The following is a 15,724-nucleotide window of genomic DNA, read 5'->3' as shown; positions in this document are numbered from 1 at the left end:
GTCCGCGTCTGTCCGTCTCCCGGGCGGTCAGGCCCGCCGGCCGTCGGCGAGCAGGTCGAGCGAGACCTGCCACAGCCGCTCCGCCGCCGCGGGATCGGTCGCGTGGTCGGCGACGCCCTGCAGCGGCGTCTCCGGGCGGTGGCGCGCGGCCTGGTCGCAGTCCTCGAAGTAGCGGCCGCCGACGCCGTCGAGCTGCGGCCAGGCGGCGAGCAGCACCGACGTCGCCGCCCCCTGCTCCGGAGTCTTGAAGTCGTACGCCGGCAGCCCCGCGTAGTCCTCCTCGGTGAGATGCCGTCCCAGGTTCGTGGCGACCGCGCCCGGGTTGGCCGCGTTGACAGTGATGCCGTCGTCGGCCCAGCGCCGGTCCGCCTCGACCGCGAACAGCGCGGTGGCGGTCTTCGACTCGCCGTAGGCGAGCAACCGGTCATAGGGGCGGGCGCGGAAGGTGACGTCCTCGAAGACCATCGGCGCCTGCACGTGGGCGATCGAGCTGAGCGACACCACGCGGGCCCGACCGGCCGCCGCGAGCGCCCGGTGCAGCCCGGTGGTGAGCGTGAAGTGGCCGAGGTGGTTCGTGGCGAACTGCAACTCCCAGCCCTCCGGCGTGCGCGTCTCGGGGGTCGCCGACACCCCGGCGTTGTTGACCAGGATGTGCAGGGGACCCGCCCAGGCCGCGACGAAGGCCGCGATCGACGTCTGGTCGGAAAGATCCAACGGTACGACCCGAATCGACGGGTTTGTCGTGCTGTCCCGGATGTCCCGCGCTGTCCGCTCCCCGGCACGTACGTCCCGTACCGCCAGGGTCACCTCGGCGCCTGCGGTGGCGAGGGCCCGGGCCGTCTCCACGCCAATGCCCGACGAGGCGCCGGTGACGATGGCGCGCTGCCCGCCGAGGTCGACACCGGCCACCACCTCACTGGCGGTGGACCGGCCGTCGAACGGCGTGGTGACACGTGTTGCAGTCATGATCGGCTTCCTTCGGTGGGTGTCGTCGGGAGGCCGTTACCGCCTCCCGGACGATCGTGCGCGGAGGTCCGGCGAGACGGCCAACACACGCTTCCTGACCTGGCTACAGTCTGTCTCTGTGGCCACCCCTGAGCTGCGGCAACTGCGCTACTTCCGGGTCCTCGCGGAGGAGCTGAGCTACACCCGTGCCGCCGCCCGGCTGATGATCGCCCAGCAGTCGCTGTCCCAACAGATCACCGCACTCGAACGCACCCTCGGGGCGAAGCTCTTCGACCGCGACTCCCGCGGCACCACCCTGACCGACATCGGCGTCCTGTTCCTGCCCGAGGCGCGCGCCGTGATCGACCGCGCCGACGAGGCCGTGGCCGTCGTGGGGCGGGCCCTGCGGGGCGAGGTCGGCAGCCTTCGACTCGCCTTCCTGACCACTGTCGCCAACCACCTCCTGCCCCCGGTGGTCCGGGCCGTGCACCAGCAACTTCCCGATCTCCACCTGGCCACCGAGTCCACCGGCATCACGCCGCTGGTGCGGGGCGTGCTCGACGGTCACTACGACGTCGCCTTCACCCGGACCCCGCTGGTCCCCGGCCTGGCGTCCAGGAGGCTGACGACCGAACCGGTGTGCGCGGTGCTGCCCGAGGGCCACCCGCTCGCCGACCGCGCCGAGTTGACGCTCGCCGACCTGGCGGACGAACCGTGGGTGACGACGCCGCGCAGTTCCTGGGAACCCTGGCACCGCACCTTCGACGAGCAGTTCCGGGAGGCGGGGTTCGTGCCGCACGTCGTCCAGGAGGAGGCCAGCGTGCAGAGTCTCCTCGGCCTGGTCGCCGCCGGAGTCGGTGTCACCAGGCTCGCCAGCTCGGCGGCCAGCCTTCGCCGCACCGGCGTGGTGTTCGTCCCGCTGACCGGCGCCTACACCCACACCGAGATGGTCTGGCTGCCGGGCAGCACCGCGCCCGCCCTGCGCCGGCTCCTGGACGTGGTAGCCGACCTCGCGGCCACGACCGACCTCACCAGGACCGGCTGACGCCCCGCCCGCCGGCGGGGTCGACTCAGCTCGTCCGAAGGTGGTGGGTGGCGCCGTCGGCGACCGCGCCGAGCTTGTCGGGGTTGGCCACGTTGTGGATCGCGGCGACGCGTCCGCCGGCGTCGAGGTCGAGACAGATGGTGGCCACCACCCGGCCCCCACCGCTGAACACCAGGCCCGGACCTCCGTTGATCTCGACCAGGGCGGCGTGCATGTCGTGCGGCTCGACGCCCTGGTAGGTGACGGTGCCGATGGCCGCGAACCAGGCGGCGACCGACGCCGCGCCTCGGACCGGACGCCGGGCCTGGCGGACCTTACCGCCACCGTCGGTCCACAGCGTGACGTCCGGGGACAACAGCTCCAGCAGGGTGTTGATGTCACCGCCGGTCGCGGCGGCGAGGAACCGCTCGGTCACACCGCGCTGCTGCGAGCGGTCCACAGTGAAGCGTGGTCGCTGGGCCCGCACGTGCTCGCGAGCCCGGTGCGCGGTCTGGCGGACCGCGGCCTCGGAGCGTTCCACCGCGACCGCGATCTCCGCGTGACTGAACTCGAACACCTCCCGCAGGACGAACACCGCACGTTCCAGCGGGCTGAGCGTCTCCAGCACCACGAGCATCGCCATCGACACCGACTCGGCGTCGGTGACGGCGTCGGCGGTGTCCCCACCGGTCAGGACTGGTTCGGGCAGCCACGGTCCCGGATAGGTCTCGCGTTGCCATCGGGACGAGCGCAGACGGTGCATCGCGAGGTTCGCCACGATGCGGGCCAGGTACGCCTTGGGGTCGGCGACCTGGGCGCGGTCGGCCGAGGACCACCTGATCCAGGCGTCCTGCACCGCGTCCTCGGCGTCGGCCGCGGTGCCGAGGATGCGGTAGGCCACCGAGAACAACAGGTTGCGATGACGATGGAAGACCTGCTCGTCCGGGTCGGGCGGGTGCGTCACCGCGCGTCGTCCCGCCGACGGGTGCGGCGGCCGCCGCGCGGCCAGAAGACGCCGGAGGAGGGCATCGTCGTCATGCGGCGGTACGTCGGCCAGGGTGAGGCGCTCACGGTCTCCTTGTACCAGACCGCCGGACGCCCGGTCAGGCAGCCACGGCGGGGGCTGTCGTCGGGACGGGTGAACTGCACGACCGCATCGTTTCGGCCCAGGCTCACGGGCGTGTGGTAGTAACCGAAGCGGAACCGCCTGGGTTGCCTGCCCCGCAACGTCCGGGCGATCGACACCGCCGCGTGCACTCCGGTCGGCATGCCGCTCTGGCAGGTCCCGTGCAGCACGCCGTAGCCCTGCCGGACCGCCGCCGCGTCGCCGATCGCGTACACGTCGGGGTGCGACACCGACCGCAACGTGGCGTCGGTGACGACGCGCCCGCGCTCGTCCACCGTCAGGCCCGCGGCGGCGGCCAGCGGCGACACCCGCGTACCGGCCGTCCAGAGGACGACGTCGGCCGCCACCGTCCGCGCGCCGGCCAGTTCGACCCCGTCGGGCTGCACCTTCGTGACCGTGGTCCCGCTGATCACCTGGACACCGAGGCGGGCGAGCGCGGCCCGCAGGTGTGACCGGGCCCTCGCGGACATCCTCGCCCCGGGATCCTGCCGACCCACAAGCACGACGTCGAGATCCGGGCGCTGTTCGGCGATCTCCGCGGCCGTCTCGACGCCGGTCAGCCCGCTGCCGACCACGACGACGGTGCCGCCGCCGAGCCGCGCCAGCCGGTCCGCAAGCGCCGTCGCCTCGCCCGCACCGTCCAGGGTGTACGCGTGCTCCTCGACACCCGGCACCGCCGCCGTGTCGGTCACGCTGCCCAACCCGTACACCAGGGTGTCGTAGCGCAGCACCCGACTGTCGTCGATCCGGACGGTCTTCGCGTCGGCGTCGACCGCCGTCACCCAGCCGCGGACGAAGTGTGCGCCGGTGTTCGCCAGCAGCGTCGGGATGTCCAACTCGGCGACGCGTTGCCCGGTCGCCGTCCGGTGCAGCCGGAGGCGCTCGGTGAACCGCTCCTGCGCGTTCACCACCGTCACCCGCACGTCGGCCTTCCTGGTCCGGGCCGCGAGCTGGGTCGCCGCGGCCATGCCGGCGTAGCCCGCGCCGAGGATCAGGACGTGGTGCGGGCCCGCCGGGCCGGTGGAATGCGCTGTGCTCATCGTGTGCCTCCCTGCTCGGATTGACGCCCACGAGATGCGCGGCGCCCGCCGCTTCGTGACATCGGGCCGCTGTGACGCCCGCCACGGTCAGCCCCGGGTGGCCGCGCCCACTACCCTCGTCGCGATGAGCCGATCTGCCGCCGCCACCCGGCCTCCGCTGTGGCGGGACCGCACCTTCGGCACCTACTGGGTCGCCCAGTCGCTCTCCGCGGCCGGTGACTCGTTCGCCTACCTGGCGGTGCCGCTGTTGGTGCTCCAGGCGACCGGGTCGGTGGCGCGGATGGGCCTGCTCACCGCCGTCGCGGGGGCGGCGTCCGTCGGCGCCGGGATCTTCGGCGGGGTGCTCGTCGACAGGTACGACCGCCGCACCCTGATGATCGTGGCGGACCTGGCCCGGTTGGTGCTCTACGGCCTGGTGCCACTGGCCTGGCTCGCCGGCCCACAGGTCTGGCTGCTCTTCGTCGTGCTGCCGATCTGCGAGGCGGCCGGCATGGTGTTCCAGGTCGCCGCGGTGACCGCGGTCCGCAACCTCGTCGACGCCGACCGGATCACCGAGGCCAACGGCCGGTTGCAGGCGACGTACGCGGCGGCGGCCGTCCTGGGGCCGCTGCTCGCCGGTGTGGTGTCGGCCCGCTTCGGCCCGGCGCTCGCCATCGCCGTCAACGCGGCGAGCTTCGCCCTCTCGGCAACCGGTCTGTGGCTGATCCGGCTGCGACCCGCGCGGGCCGACGCCACCGCACCGGCGACCCGGGAGCGGCCGGTTGCCGAGTTCCTGGCCGGTGCGCGGTTCCTGTGGCGGCAGCCCGTGCTGCGCGCGCTGACCGTGCTGCTGTCGGTGTTCATCTTCCTGACCTACGGCTTCACCGACGTGCTCATCTACCACATCACCCACGACCTCGGCGGCTCCGAGGGCACCGTCGGCACGGTGCTCGGCCTGGCCGCGCTGGGCACGGTCGCCGGCGCGTTGCTGGTGGCCCCGCTGCGCCGCCGCCGTGGCTTCGGCGCGACCTGGATCGGCGCGCACTCGGTCTGCGGTTTCGCGGTGGCGGGCGTCGGCCTCGCGACGAGCGTGCCGGCGGTCACCGCGCTGACCGCCGTGTACCTGTGCTGCCTGAGCGTCGGCGGGATCTGCTCGATGTCGCTGCGTCAGGAGATCACCCCCGATCACCTGCTCGGCCGGGTCACCTCGGCGTTCTGGAGCACGCACTACGCCCTCGGGCCGATCGGCGCCGCCACGCTGACCTGGGCCGCCGGCCGGTACGGCGTCCAGGCGGTCACGCTCGCTGCCGGAGCGGGATGCCTGCTGGTCGCGATCGGCGGCCTCTTCACCCCGGTCCGCCGCGCCGGCTCCGAAGAGCGTCGTCCGCCGGCCACAGTCGTGCCGGGCACGGCCGGTCAGCCACCGGCGGACCAGCACTCGACGGCGTGAGCTGGAGGGGCACGGTGGCTTGTCGCGTGCCGTGCTCGGTCAGCCGCGGTGCGGGCGTCGGCGAGACGCCGCCGGTCAGAACTCCTGGTACATGACGTGCAGACCGACCCGGCCGAGGGTGGGGTGGCGGAACGCGCCGGGCACCGTGCCGACCACCGCGAAGCCCTCCCGCCGGTACAGCCCGACCGCCGAGCTGTTGCTCTCCACCACGGCGTTGAACTGCATGCCGTCGTACCCCCGCTGGCGGGCCCACCGCAGGGCGTCGCGGCACAGCGCGGTGCCCACACCCCGGCCCCGCGCCTCGGCGGCGACCATGAAGCTCGCGGTGGACACGTGCGCGCCCGGTCCGGGCCGATTCGTGCCCATCTTCGCGGTGCCGAGCACCCGCCCGCCGTCGACCGCGACGACGGTCCGGCCCGGCGGCGCCTCCGCCCACATGCCGTACGCCTGCTCGGCGGTCATCGCCGGGTCGTAGGGGAACGTCTCCCGGGCCCGGACCACCTCCTCGACGATCGGCCACACCTGGGACCAGTCCTCCGCCACGAACTCCCGAATCCGCACGCCGAGCAGGGTACGAGCGGCGAACCGTCCGGACAACGGGAAATCGGGTCAGGCCGCGAGCGCGTCGAGTTCCGCGGCCAGCAGTGCCGCGAGCCGGGCGTGCCGCTGCGGGTGGCTGCGCGGAGTCATGCCACGGCTGGGCATCTCCACGGTCATCAGCAGGTATAGGTGCAGTCGGTAGAGACCGAGTCGGCGGCGCGCCGAGCCGTCCAGCACCAGGGGAGCGCCGACGGCGCTGCGATAGCCGCGCAGCAGCGGATGCTCCGGCTCGTCCTCGACGCGCCGGAAGAGCAGCGGCGAGACCAGGTCCAGCAGCGGGTCGCCGTAGAGGAACCGTTCGCCGTCGACCAGGCCGCGCAGCCGAAGCCGACCCTCCGGATCGGGCGCGGCCAGCACGTTGCCGTCCCAGCAGTCGAAGTGCAGCAGCGCCGGTCGGCGTACCTCGTCCAGCGTGTCGGCGTGCCGTTCCACGAGCGTGTGCAGGCGATCCGGGGTCACCGGCAGCGGCACGTGCCAGTCGGTCGCGTCGGCGAGCAGCGCGTCGAGCATCGCCGTGAACGCCACCCGCCAGGTCGGCCCGCCGGCCCGGTCGCCGTCGTACCCGAACCGGTCGCCGGTGACCCGGTGCAACGCGGCGAGGGCGACGCCGAGGTCGTGGCGCGCCGGGCCGTCGTCGACCGCGACGCCGGCCCCGGCCAGCTCGGACAGGGACCGGCCGGGCAGCATCGTGGTGACCAACCACTCGCCGTACGCGGGGTCGGTGCCGTGTCGCAACACCTGGGGTACGGGCACCTGCGGGGCGTGTGCGGCGACGAGGCGGAAGTATCGCGCCTCGGCGGCGCAGAGTCCGCGTTCGTAGCGCAGCAGCGGCGTCCCGGCCGGCGGGGCGAGTTTCAGCACCACCCGGCGGTCGTCGTCGAGGCGTGCCCACCAGACCGTCGCGTATCCGCCGCCGGCCAGCGGCCCGGCGTCCCGGACCCGGGTGTGCGGGCCGAACGACGCGCGGACCAGGTACGCGACGTCGTCGCCGGTGAGCGGACGCTGCGTCGGGCTGACGCCGGTCACGAGGCCGCGTCGCCCCGTCGGGCGCGCGGCGCGGAGCCGGCGGTCACGCGGGCGGCGCTCGGAACGGGACCGGCGGTGTCCCTGCGGACCAGCTCGGCGGGGATCACCTCGACCCGCGCGACGGGGACCTCCGCGCCGAGCACCAGGGACATCGCCCGGACTCCCAGGTGGACGAGCGGCAGCCGCACCGTGGTCAGCGCCGGGGTCACGTCCCGGGCGATCGGCATGTCGTCGAACCCCACCACGGAGATCCGCTGCGGCACGGCCATCCCACGGGCCCGCAGGGTGGCGAGCGCCCCGATGGCCATCGAGTCGTTGAGGGCCACGATCGCGGTCAGCTCCGGGTCGGTGTCGAGCAGTCGCCCGGCCGCCTCGGCGCCGCCGTCGCGGTCGAACTCGGCGTAGCGGATGAGCCGTTCCGGCAGGTCCCGGCCCTGCTCGGTGAGGGCCTGCCGCAGGCCGGCCAGGCGGTCGGTCGTGGTGGTCAGGATGCGCGGGCCGGCGATCACACCGATCACCCGGTGTCCCAGCTCGCACAGCTCCCGTCCGGCGAGGTAGCCGCCGGCCCGGTTGTCCGGCATCACCGCGTCGCCGGAGTGTTCGTGGCGACCGATCACCGCCACCCGCCCGCCGGTGGCCTCGTACGCGGCGAGCTTCTCGTTGAGCTGCCGGGTGAACGCCTGGTCGTGGTAACCGGACCCGGCCAGGATCAGCGCCGCCACCTGGTGGCCGCGCAGCAGCTCCACGTACTCCAACTCGCGGTCCGGGTCCCGATAGCTGTTGCAGATCATCAGCAGCCGGCCCTGGTCCGAGGCGACGCGTTGCAGGCCCCGGGTGATCTCGGCGAAGTACGGGTCGGAGACGTCGTGCACGATCACGCCCACCGCGCTGCGGTGCGAGCGGGCCAACAGTTGGGCGTGGGCGTTCGGCACGTACTGCAACTCGGCGACGGCGGCGCGGACCCGCTCACGTAGCTCGTCGGTCACCGGCTTGCTGCTGCCGTTGATCACTCGGGAGGCGGTGGCGGGTGAGACGCCCGCTCGGCGGGCCACATCGGACAGGGTCGCCATGGCCCGCCCTCTCGGTCTGTTGACGGCGTTTCACCGTGCCGGCTAGCGTCACGGTACCGCAGAGAAAGCCCTTTCCCGCAGGGAGGCCCGGCCAGCACGACGGAAGGAACTCCATGACCCACAGGTCGATCGGCATCATCGTCAACGGCGTCACCGGCCGGATGGGCTACCGACAACACCTCGTCCGCTCGCTGCTGGCCATCCGCGAGGCCGGTGGTGTGACGGTGGCCGACGGCACGACCATCTGGCCGGAACCGATCCTGGTCGGGCGTACCGAGACGAAGCTCCGGGACCTCGCCGCACGGCACGGGCTGACCGACTGGACGACCGACCTGGCCTCGGCGCTGGCCCGCGACGACGTCGAGATCTACTTCGACGCCCAGGTCACCCAGCAGCGGGAGAAGGCGATCCGGCAGGCCATCGAGGCCGGCAAGCACATCTACACGGAGAAGCCCCTCGCCGAGGACACCGCCGCCGCACTCGACCTGGCGCGGGCCGCGGACGCCGCCGGCGTCCGCACCGGCGTCGTACAGGACAAGCTCTTCCTGCCCGGTCTGCGCAAGCTCAAGCGCCTGGTCGACGGCGGCTTCTTCGGCCGGATCCTCTCGGTGCGTGGCGAGTTCGGCTACTGGGTCTTCGAGGGTGACTGGCAGCCCGCCCAGCGCCCGTCGTGGAACTACCGGGCCGAGGACGGCGGGGGCATCACCTCCGACATGTTCCCGCACTGGCACTACGTGTTGGAGGAGCTGTTCGGTCGGGTCGCCGCCGTCACCTGCGTGACCGCCACCCACGTTCCCGAGCGCGTCGACGAGGTCGGCCGCCCGTACCAGGCCACCGCCGACGACGCCGCGTACGCCGTCTTCGAACTCGACGGCGGGATCATCGCGCAGATCAACTCGTCCTGGGGCGTGCGGGTGTACCGCGACGAGCTGGTGGAGTTCCAGGTCGACGGCACCGAGGGCAGCGCGGTGGCCGGGTTGCGCACCTGCCGGGTGCAGCACCGGGCGGTCACGCCGAAGCCGGTGTGGAACCCGGACCTGCCGGCCACCGAGGACTTCCGGGCCCAGTGGGCCGAGGTGCCCGACAACGAGGAGTTCGACAACGGGTTCAAGGCGCAGTGGGAGGCGTACCTGCGGCACGTCGTGGCCGGTGAGCCGTTCCGGTGGGACTTCCTGGCCGGCGCGCGCGGCGTCCAACTCGCCGAGCTGGGGCTGCGCTCGGCCCGCGAGGGCCGCCGCGTCGAGGTCCCGGAGCTGGTGGCTCGGTGAGTGTCGAGGTGGAGCTGCCGGGCGGGCGACGGCACCGGCTGGCCGGGGGGAGTGGCTTCGCCCGGCCGGCCGCGCCGGCGAGCACCCGGATCGCGTACGCCGCCGCCCACGTGGTCGCCGACCCGAACGCGGAGAACGTGCCGGGCGCCCCGGCCGCTGTGGACTGGCACACCACGCTCGCGTTCCGGCGGCACCTCTGGTCGTACGGGCTGGGGGTCGCCGAGGCGATGGACACCGCCCAGCGGGGGATGGGGCTGGACTATCCGGCCACCCGGGAGCTGATCCGTCGCAGCGCCGCCGAGGCCCGCGCGGTGGGCGGGCGGATCGTCGCCGGCGTCGGCACGGATCAGCTGCCACCCGGGCCGGCCACCCTGGCGGCGGTCACCGCCGCGTACATCGAACAGCTCGGCGACGTCCGCGCGGCCGGCGCCCGGCCGGTGTTGATGTGCAGCCGGCACCTGGCCGCCGCCGCCCGCGGCCCGCAGGACTACCTCCGGGTGTACGACGAGCTGCTGACCGTCGCCGACGGGCCGGTGGTGCTGCACTGGCTGGGCCCGATGTTCGACCCGGCGTTGACCGGCTACTGGGGTGCGGTCGACCTGGACGTGGCCGCCGACACGGTCACCGAGCTGATCAAAGCACACGCGTCCAAGGTGGACGGCATCAAGGTGTCACTGCTGGACGCCGGCCGGGAGATCGCGCTGCGCCGCAGGTTGCCGGCCGGGGTGCGCCTCTACACAGGTGACGACTTCCACTATCCGGAGCTGATCCGGGGTGACGAGCAGGGCCACTCCGACGCGCTGCTCGGGGTGTTCGCGGCCATCGCGCCGGCCGCCGCCGCCGCGTTGGCCGCACTGGACCGGGGGGACCTGGCGGCGTACGCCGAGATCTTCGCGCCGACGGTGCCGCTGGCCCGGCACCTGTTCGCGGCGCCGACCTGGCACTACAAGACCGGGATCGTGTTCCTGGCCTGGCTGGCCGGGCACCAGGACCACTTCACGATGGTCGGTGGCGCGCAGTCCGGCCGGTCCGCCGCGCACCTGGCGACCCTGCTCGTCCTGGCCGACCGGGCCGGGTTGCTGCCGGACGCCGACCTGGCCGCCGCCCGGGCGCGCGCGTTCTTCACGGTGGCGGGCGTGGTGCGGTGAGCCTCGCGCGGTTCTCGTTCAACCAGGCCACCGCCCAGCGCTGGCCGCTGCCCGACGTCGTGGCCGGCTGCGTCACCGCCGGGGTTCCGGGCATCGGGCTGTGGCGGGAGCCGGTGGCGGAGTACGGGCTGGCCCGCTCGGCGAAGCTGGTCCGCGACGCCGGTCTGGCCGTCACGTCGCTGTGCCGGGGCGGCTTCTTCGCCTCCGACGACTGGCGGACGGACAACCTGCGGGCCATCGAGGAGGCGGCCACCCTCGGCGCCCCCGAGTTGGTGCTGGTCTCCGGCGGGTTGCCGGCCGGCGGCCGGGACCTCGACGGCGCGCGTCGTCGGGTCGCCGACGCGATCGGGGAGCTGGCCCCACACGCGGCGGCGGCCGGGGTGCGGCTGGCGATCGAGCCGCTGCACCCGATGTTCGCCGCCGACCGCTGCGTGGTCACCACCCTCGGCCAGGCGCTGGACATCGCCGAGCGGTTCGCGCCGACGGTGGTCGGCGTGGTCGTCGACGCGTACCACGTCTGGTGGGACGACACGGTGTACGCGCAGATCGAGCGGGCCGGCGCACGGATCGCCGCGTTCCAGGTCTGCGACTGGGTGACACCGCTGCCGGCGGGGGTGCTGCTCGGTCGGGCAATGCCCGGCGACGGCTGCATCGAGTTGCGGCGGCTGCGCGAGGCGGTGGACGCGGCCGGTTACACCGGCCCGATCGAGGTGGAGGTCTTCTCCGCGGAGGTGTGGGCGCGACCGGGCGCGGAGGTGCTGGACGCGGCGATCACCGGCTACCTGGGTCACGTCATCTGAACCGCTCGAACGAGGGTGGACGCCACCGCGCCACTCGACGACGGGTCGGGGCGGACCGGCGACCTAGGCGGCGGGCGGGATGCTGGCGTCGATGAGGTGGGGGCCGGTCCGGGTCAGGGCCTGGGAGAACTGCTCCGCGAGCTGCTCGGCGGTGGTGGCGCGGGTGGCGGGCATCCCGAACGCGTTCGCCAGCCCGACGAAGTCGATCTGAGGATTGGTCAGGTCGAACATCGGGTTGGTGTCAGGATCGGCGCGGCCCGGACGGTCGCTGAAGTATCCCCACTCCTGGCGCAGGATGGCGTACGCCTGGTTGTTGAGGATCACGTTCGTGATGTTCAACTGCTCGCGGACCTGGGTCCAGAGCGCCGTGGCGGTGTACATGACGCAGCCGTCGGCCACAAGCGCCACCACCGGCCGGTCGGGCGCGGCCACGGCGGCGCCGACGGCCAGGGGCAGGCCGTCGCCCATGGCGCCCCCGGTCTGCATGAGCACGTCGTGGCGGGGAGCGCCGGCGGTGGCGGCGGCGAGGGCGATGCCCGAGCTGACCGACTCGTCGATGACGATGGCCCGCTCGGGCAGCAGCGCCGCGATGACCTCGACCCAGTTCTGCAGGGTGAGCGCGCCCGTGGGCAGCGCCGGTCGGTGCGGGTCGGTGACCTGGGCGGCGGTGTCCGGGGCCACCAGGTCGGCGAGTCGGACCAGCGCGGCGACGGCGTCCTGACCGACCTCGGCCAGCACGTGCGTCTGGGCGCCCTCGGGCACGAGGAGACTCGGCTGGTCGGGATAGGCGAAGAACGACACCGGGGCCTTGGTGCCCGCGACGACGAGGTGCCGCGCCCCGTGCAGTTGGTCGAGCACCTGGTCGGGATAGAAGCCGAGCCGGGGGAACGCGGGTAGGCCCGCTCCGCGTTCGACCCGGTTGGAGTAGAGCTCCGAGAAGACCCGGGCACCGGTCGCGGCGGCGATGCGCCCGGCGGCCAGCAGGCCCGCCTCTCGCAGCGCGGCTCCACCGATCACCAGCGCGGTCGGTTCGCCGCCGCGAAGAGCCGCCGCGACCTGCGTGATCACCTCCTGGTCGACGGTCGGTGCCGGCCGAGCCCGCACGGGCGCACCGGCCGCCCCTCCGTCGGACCAGGACACGTCCGCCGGCATGATCACGGTGGCGATCTGCCCCGGTGGCTCCAGGACGGCGGCAAGGGCGGCCGCGGCGTCCGGGCCGGCGCCGGCCGCGTCCTCGGGGCGGCGGACGGGACCGCGTAACCATCCCGCCAACGCGGCGATGTCCGAGTTCAACGGTGGGTCGAAGGCGGTGTGGAACGTCGCGTGGTCGCCGACGATGTTCACCACCGGCGAGTTGGCGCGTCGGCTGTTGTGCAGGTTCGTCAGGCCGTACGCGAGCCCGGGCCCGAGATGCAGCAGCGTCGCGGCGGGCTTGCCCGCGATCCGGGCGTAACCGTCGGCCGCACCGCTGACCACACCCTCGAAGAGAGCGAGGACGCCGCGCAGCTCGGGGACGGATTCCAGCGCTCCGACCAGGTGCAGTTCGGTGGTGCCGGGATTCGTGAAGAGCACCTCGACCCCGCCGTCGACAAGCGTCCGCAGCAGTGCTTCTGCGCCGTTCACACGTCACCCCAACGCCGGTCGGATCATCAGTGCTCAGATACTAAGCTCGCATTTCGGACTATTACTGCTAGGTTCCAGTAAATAGCCCAGGAGGTGAAGGGGGTCCGATGGGGCAGGGATGGACCGAACGTGGCTACCAGGCCCGGTGCCTGGATATCACCATCGATGCGTCCTTCGAGGACTTCCGGCGGACGTACGAGCAGGCCGTCCCGCCCTACGACGCGGCAGCGTTCAACGCGCTGGTGACCCGCGACGCGCCCTGGGGCGATGTGCTCGCCCTCATGCGTGACCGGGCGCCACACGACTTCCTCATCTACTGGAGCAGCGGCGACCTGCGACCGATGATGAATCTCGCGGGCGACCCCAGGCACTGCGTCGAATACCTGATGGGCAACCACACCACGGCTGAGCGGATGTTCCGCCACGACCCGGCGGCCATGCTGTACGCGCCACTGCGCACGTTGATCAGCGACAGACCCGACGGCGGAGCGCGGTTCGTCATCGAGCAACCCAGTCGCGCGTTCGGCTCGTTGGGAGTGGACGCGATCCACGAGGTGGGCCGGGAACTCGACAGTGAGGTCGCCGCCCTCCTGACGCACCTCAAGGTGCCCGTGCCGGCGGGCCTGTCCGGATAGCTGTTCTGTCCGAGGGGTTGGGGAACGCGGCTGGCGGGTGGGCCGCCGAGTGCGGTGTGGGGCCGGGGGTCACTCTGCGACGAGTGGTGTGCGATATCTTGCGCGCGGACACGACGCGGGATGGAACTCATGACACGCACCAAGCCGGCTGCCTCAGCAATCATTGGCGCCCTGACTGCGACCCTCGTGGCCGCTGCCGGGTGTGCGGGGCAGTCCGGCACCCCTGCGCCGGCCGAGCCAACACCTCCCGCCGCGTCGATGCGCATCGACAAGCCAGCCAAGCTTTTGGGCACCTGGACCGAGTCCGTGAATCGGGGCTTCCACGAACAAGCCGAGCAGAACATGGGCAACTTCAAGAAGCTGCTCAGCTCCGAAGCCAACAGCGCGATGGGCACCGCCTACGTGCAAGCCGAAGAGGTGTACTCCCGCGAGCACGGGCTACACATTCCCGGCGACGACCAGCGGGTCATCCTGATCAGCGCGGTGTCCGGCAGGATCACCGACCCGACCGCGGCGCTGGACAAGACCTTCGCCGGGCTGCCGAAGGTGACCGATGTGGCGCCGATCCAACCGGGCCCTCTGGGCGGCATGGCCGGCTGCGGCACCGGTCCGGGCGGGGCGAGCACCTCCGTCAATGTCTGCGTCTGGAGTGATCAGCACACGCTCGGCATGGTGACCTTCGTCGGGTTCGCGAAGACGGACGACCCGCAGGGTGTGTTCAGCCGGATCCGCGCCGAGCTGGAGCAGCCCGCTCGGTGACTGAAAGCCCTCGGTTCGGAGGTCGCTAGGGAGCGAGGATCCGGGCCGGCGTCCCCTGGCGGGACGCGACCTCGGTTGTCCTACTCGGCTCGCCGATCTTCCGGAGCGCGCGAGCCGTACGCCGGGCCGAACACCACGAGCAGCGTCAGGTCCTCGGTCACCTCGTCGAAGCGGTGCTCCTCGCCGGCCGGCACGAAGATCACCGAACCCGGGCCCACCTCGGCCGCGCCGTCCGGCGTCACGATCCGGGCTCGCCCCGTCGTGACCATGTAGATCTCGTCCTCGGTGTGCGGGCTCTGGTCGTCGCGACCACCGGCCGGGATGCAGTACGTCCCCACCGACAGGTCCGGCACTCTCAGCTGTTCGACCCAGTCGTTGCCAGCCCCGGCGGGTGCGGTCCACCGGCCCGCGCCTTCGATGATCAGCATGGCGGAAGCCTAGTAGCTGCCGCCGAATTCGAGGTTCCGGATTTACTGGGTCGACTCGACGAACTAATAACGAACTGATCCGGGTGTCGATGTCACGTCAACGACGATGACGGTGACGTTGTCGTGCCCACCCTGGTCGATGGCCAAGGCCACGAGTTTGTCGGCGATGTCCCCTGGGCTTGCGTCGGAGTCGAGCGTGGCTCGTATCTGTTCGTGTGGCACGTACGAACTCAGCCCGTCAGAGCACAACAGGACTCGGTCGCCGGGATGGAGGTGCAGAGGCGTCAGGTCGGCCGACCGACCGTCGTCCCGTCCGTCGAGGAACCGGGCCAGCCTCTCGGAAAGGTTCGGCACCTCCTCAGCGCCGGCCACGAGGTGTTCGTAGGTGTGATCCTCACTGACCTGGACCATGGCGTTGTCGTGGGCCCCGTGGCGTCGGATCAGGTAGGCGCGGGAGTCCCCGACGTTCGCCACGACCGCATGACTGCCGGACCGCAGCAGCGCGACGAACGTGGTTCCCATCCCCGCCAGCTTCGGGTCCTCGCGGACTTTGCGGCGTAACGCCTCGCTCGCTTGGTTGACGGCCCGTCCCAGGACGCCAGCAAGATCCTCCGGATCCACCGGGCGGTCGTACGGCTGCACGGCAGCGATGGCTGTGCTGCTCGCGATGTCACCGGCGACGTGGCCGCCGAGACCGTCGGCAACGACGTAGAGCCATTGCCCTTGGCTGTGGGAGTCCTCGTTACGTTTGCGGACGAGGCCCTGGTGGGTCCGGCCGGCGGCTTCGATGGTGAGGGCCACCG

General features: G+C 72.4%; 16 protein-coding genes. 7 read left to right on the top strand and 9 right to left on the bottom strand.

Annotated features, from left to right (window positions below; all coding sequences use genetic code 11):
- Window positions 1–27: 27 nt before the first annotated feature.
- Window positions 28–966 (bottom strand): SDR family NAD(P)-dependent oxidoreductase, encoded by a 939-nt coding sequence (locus tag ACGFH8_RS24730; RefSeq protein ID WP_393371157.1) that lies wholly within the window; start codon window positions 964–966, stop codon window positions 28–30.
- Window positions 967–1,084: 118 nt separating this feature from the next.
- On the opposite strand from ACGFH8_RS24730, the gene ACGFH8_RS24725 reads away from it, so the two are divergent.
- Complete coding sequence (locus ACGFH8_RS24725) at window positions 1,085–1,990, top strand: LysR family transcriptional regulator (RefSeq protein WP_393371154.1); 906 nt, start codon at window positions 1,085–1,087, stop codon at window positions 1,988–1,990.
- A gap of 25 nt (window positions 1,991–2,015) precedes the next feature.
- Here ACGFH8_RS24725 and ACGFH8_RS24720 read toward each other — a convergent pair whose 3' ends face one another.
- Both ACGFH8_RS24720 and ACGFH8_RS24715 read right to left on the bottom strand, forming a co-directional pair.
- Window positions 2,016–2,933 carry an RNA polymerase sigma-70 factor gene (locus ACGFH8_RS24720; protein WP_393371153.1) on the bottom strand — a complete coding sequence of 306 codons (918 nt, stop codon included), beginning with the start codon at window positions 2,931–2,933 and terminating at the stop codon, window positions 2,016–2,018.
- Entirely contained in the window at window positions 2,930–4,135 is a 1,206-nt protein-coding gene (locus ACGFH8_RS24715) for an NAD(P)/FAD-dependent oxidoreductase (RefSeq protein WP_393371150.1), read from the bottom strand. The genes ACGFH8_RS24720 and ACGFH8_RS24715 overlap by 4 nt, the downstream gene beginning before the upstream one ends.
- A gap of 124 nt (window positions 4,136–4,259) precedes the next feature.
- Between ACGFH8_RS24715 and ACGFH8_RS24710 the strand changes: the two genes are divergently transcribed.
- Entirely contained in the window at window positions 4,260–5,564 is a 1,305-nt protein-coding gene (locus ACGFH8_RS24710; protein ID WP_393371148.1) for an MFS transporter, read from the top strand.
- A gap of 75 nt (window positions 5,565–5,639) precedes the next feature.
- Here the strand turns inward: ACGFH8_RS24710 and ACGFH8_RS24705 are convergent, their stop codons facing one another.
- Genes ACGFH8_RS24705 through ACGFH8_RS24695 form a run of 3 tightly spaced genes read right to left on the bottom strand, consistent with a single transcriptional unit; the run spans window position 5,640 to window position 8,260 of the window.
- Window positions 5,640–6,125 (bottom strand): GNAT family N-acetyltransferase, encoded by a 486-nt coding sequence (locus ACGFH8_RS24705; RefSeq protein ID WP_393371145.1) that lies wholly within the window; start codon window positions 6,123–6,125, stop codon window positions 5,640–5,642.
- Window positions 6,126–6,173: 48 nt separating this feature from the next.
- A complete protein-coding gene (locus tag ACGFH8_RS24700; RefSeq protein WP_393371143.1) occupies window positions 6,174–7,190 on the bottom strand; it encodes a phosphotransferase family protein in 1,017 nt (338 codons plus the stop codon).
- Window positions 7,187–8,260 carry a LacI family DNA-binding transcriptional regulator gene (locus ACGFH8_RS24695; RefSeq protein ID WP_393371141.1) on the bottom strand — a complete coding sequence of 358 codons (1,074 nt, stop codon included), beginning with the start codon at window positions 8,258–8,260 and terminating at the stop codon, window positions 7,187–7,189. The genes ACGFH8_RS24700 and ACGFH8_RS24695 overlap by 4 nt, the downstream gene beginning before the upstream one ends.
- A gap of 113 nt (window positions 8,261–8,373) precedes the next feature.
- Between ACGFH8_RS24695 and ACGFH8_RS24690 the strand changes: the two genes are divergently transcribed.
- Genes ACGFH8_RS24690 through ACGFH8_RS24680 form a run of 3 tightly spaced genes read left to right on the top strand, consistent with a single transcriptional unit; the run spans window position 8,374 to window position 11,476 of the window.
- Window positions 8,374–9,528, top strand: a complete 1,155-nt coding sequence (locus tag ACGFH8_RS24690; protein WP_393371138.1) for a Gfo/Idh/MocA family protein — start codon at window positions 8,374–8,376, stop codon at window positions 9,526–9,528.
- A complete protein-coding gene (locus tag ACGFH8_RS24685) occupies window positions 9,525–10,676 on the top strand; it encodes a dihydrodipicolinate synthase family protein (RefSeq protein WP_393371136.1) in 1,152 nt (383 codons plus the stop codon). The genes ACGFH8_RS24690 and ACGFH8_RS24685 overlap by 4 nt, the downstream gene beginning before the upstream one ends.
- A complete protein-coding gene (locus tag ACGFH8_RS24680) occupies window positions 10,673–11,476 on the top strand; it encodes a sugar phosphate isomerase/epimerase family protein (protein WP_393371134.1) in 804 nt (267 codons plus the stop codon). Before ACGFH8_RS24685 ends, ACGFH8_RS24680 begins: the two co-directional genes overlap by 4 nt.
- Before the next feature lie 63 nt (window positions 11,477–11,539).
- On the opposite strand, the gene ACGFH8_RS24675 is transcribed toward ACGFH8_RS24680, so the two are convergent.
- On the bottom strand, window positions 11,540–13,099 hold the full coding sequence (locus tag ACGFH8_RS24675; protein ID WP_393371131.1) for an acetolactate synthase large subunit: 1,560 nt from the start codon (window positions 13,097–13,099) through the stop codon (window positions 11,540–11,542).
- A gap of 107 nt (window positions 13,100–13,206) precedes the next feature.
- Here ACGFH8_RS24675 and ACGFH8_RS24670 point away from each other — a divergent pair, with 107 nt between their 5' ends.
- Entirely contained in the window at window positions 13,207–13,734 is a 528-nt protein-coding gene (locus ACGFH8_RS24670) for a hypothetical protein (protein WP_393371129.1), read from the top strand.
- Window positions 13,735–13,863: 129 nt separating this feature from the next.
- Complete coding sequence (locus tag ACGFH8_RS24665; protein ID WP_393371127.1) at window positions 13,864–14,493, top strand: hypothetical protein; 630 nt, start codon at window positions 13,864–13,866, stop codon at window positions 14,491–14,493.
- 80 nt (window positions 14,494–14,573) lie between these two features.
- Here ACGFH8_RS24665 and ACGFH8_RS24660 read toward each other — a convergent pair whose 3' ends face one another.
- Window positions 14,574–14,921, bottom strand: coding sequence for a cupin domain-containing protein (locus tag ACGFH8_RS24660; protein ID WP_393371125.1), 348 nt, complete (start codon window positions 14,919–14,921; stop codon window positions 14,574–14,576).
- Window positions 14,922–14,984: 63 nt separating this feature from the next.
- A complete protein-coding gene (locus tag ACGFH8_RS24655) occupies window positions 14,985–15,722 on the bottom strand; it encodes a PP2C family protein-serine/threonine phosphatase (protein ID WP_393371776.1) in 738 nt (245 codons plus the stop codon).
- Between the last annotated feature and the right edge of the window lie 2 nt (window positions 15,723–15,724).

This window comes from Micromonospora sp. NPDC049175, assembly GCF_043197345.1.
Lineage (GTDB): Bacteria > Actinomycetota > Actinomycetes > Mycobacteriales > Micromonosporaceae > Micromonospora.
Note: the sequence above shows the minus strand (reverse complement) of the source record. Positions and strands in the feature narration are given on the sequence as shown.

Coding starts and splice junctions, on each gene's coding strand:
- ACGFH8_RS24665 (WP_393371127.1), top strand. CDS start 13,864: ATGACACGCACCAAGCCGGCTGCCTCAGCAATCATTGGCGCCCTGACT.
- ACGFH8_RS24670 (WP_393371129.1), top strand. CDS start 13,207: ATGGGGCAGGGATGGACCGAACGTGGCTACCAGGCCCGGTGCCTGGAT.
- ACGFH8_RS24715 (WP_393371150.1), bottom strand. CDS start 4,135: ATGAGCACAGCGCATTCCACCGGCCCGGCGGGCCCGCACCACGTCCTG.
- ACGFH8_RS24690 (WP_393371138.1), top strand. CDS start 8,374: ATGACCCACAGGTCGATCGGCATCATCGTCAACGGCGTCACCGGCCGG.
- ACGFH8_RS24660 (WP_393371125.1), bottom strand. CDS start 14,921: ATGCTGATCATCGAAGGCGCGGGCCGGTGGACCGCACCCGCCGGGGCT.
- ACGFH8_RS24695 (WP_393371141.1), bottom strand. CDS start 8,260: ATGGCGACCCTGTCCGATGTGGCCCGCCGAGCGGGCGTCTCACCCGCC.
- ACGFH8_RS24710 (WP_393371148.1), top strand. CDS start 4,260: ATGAGCCGATCTGCCGCCGCCACCCGGCCTCCGCTGTGGCGGGACCGC.
- ACGFH8_RS24730 (WP_393371157.1), bottom strand. CDS start 966: ATGACTGCAACACGTGTCACCACGCCGTTCGACGGCCGGTCCACCGCC.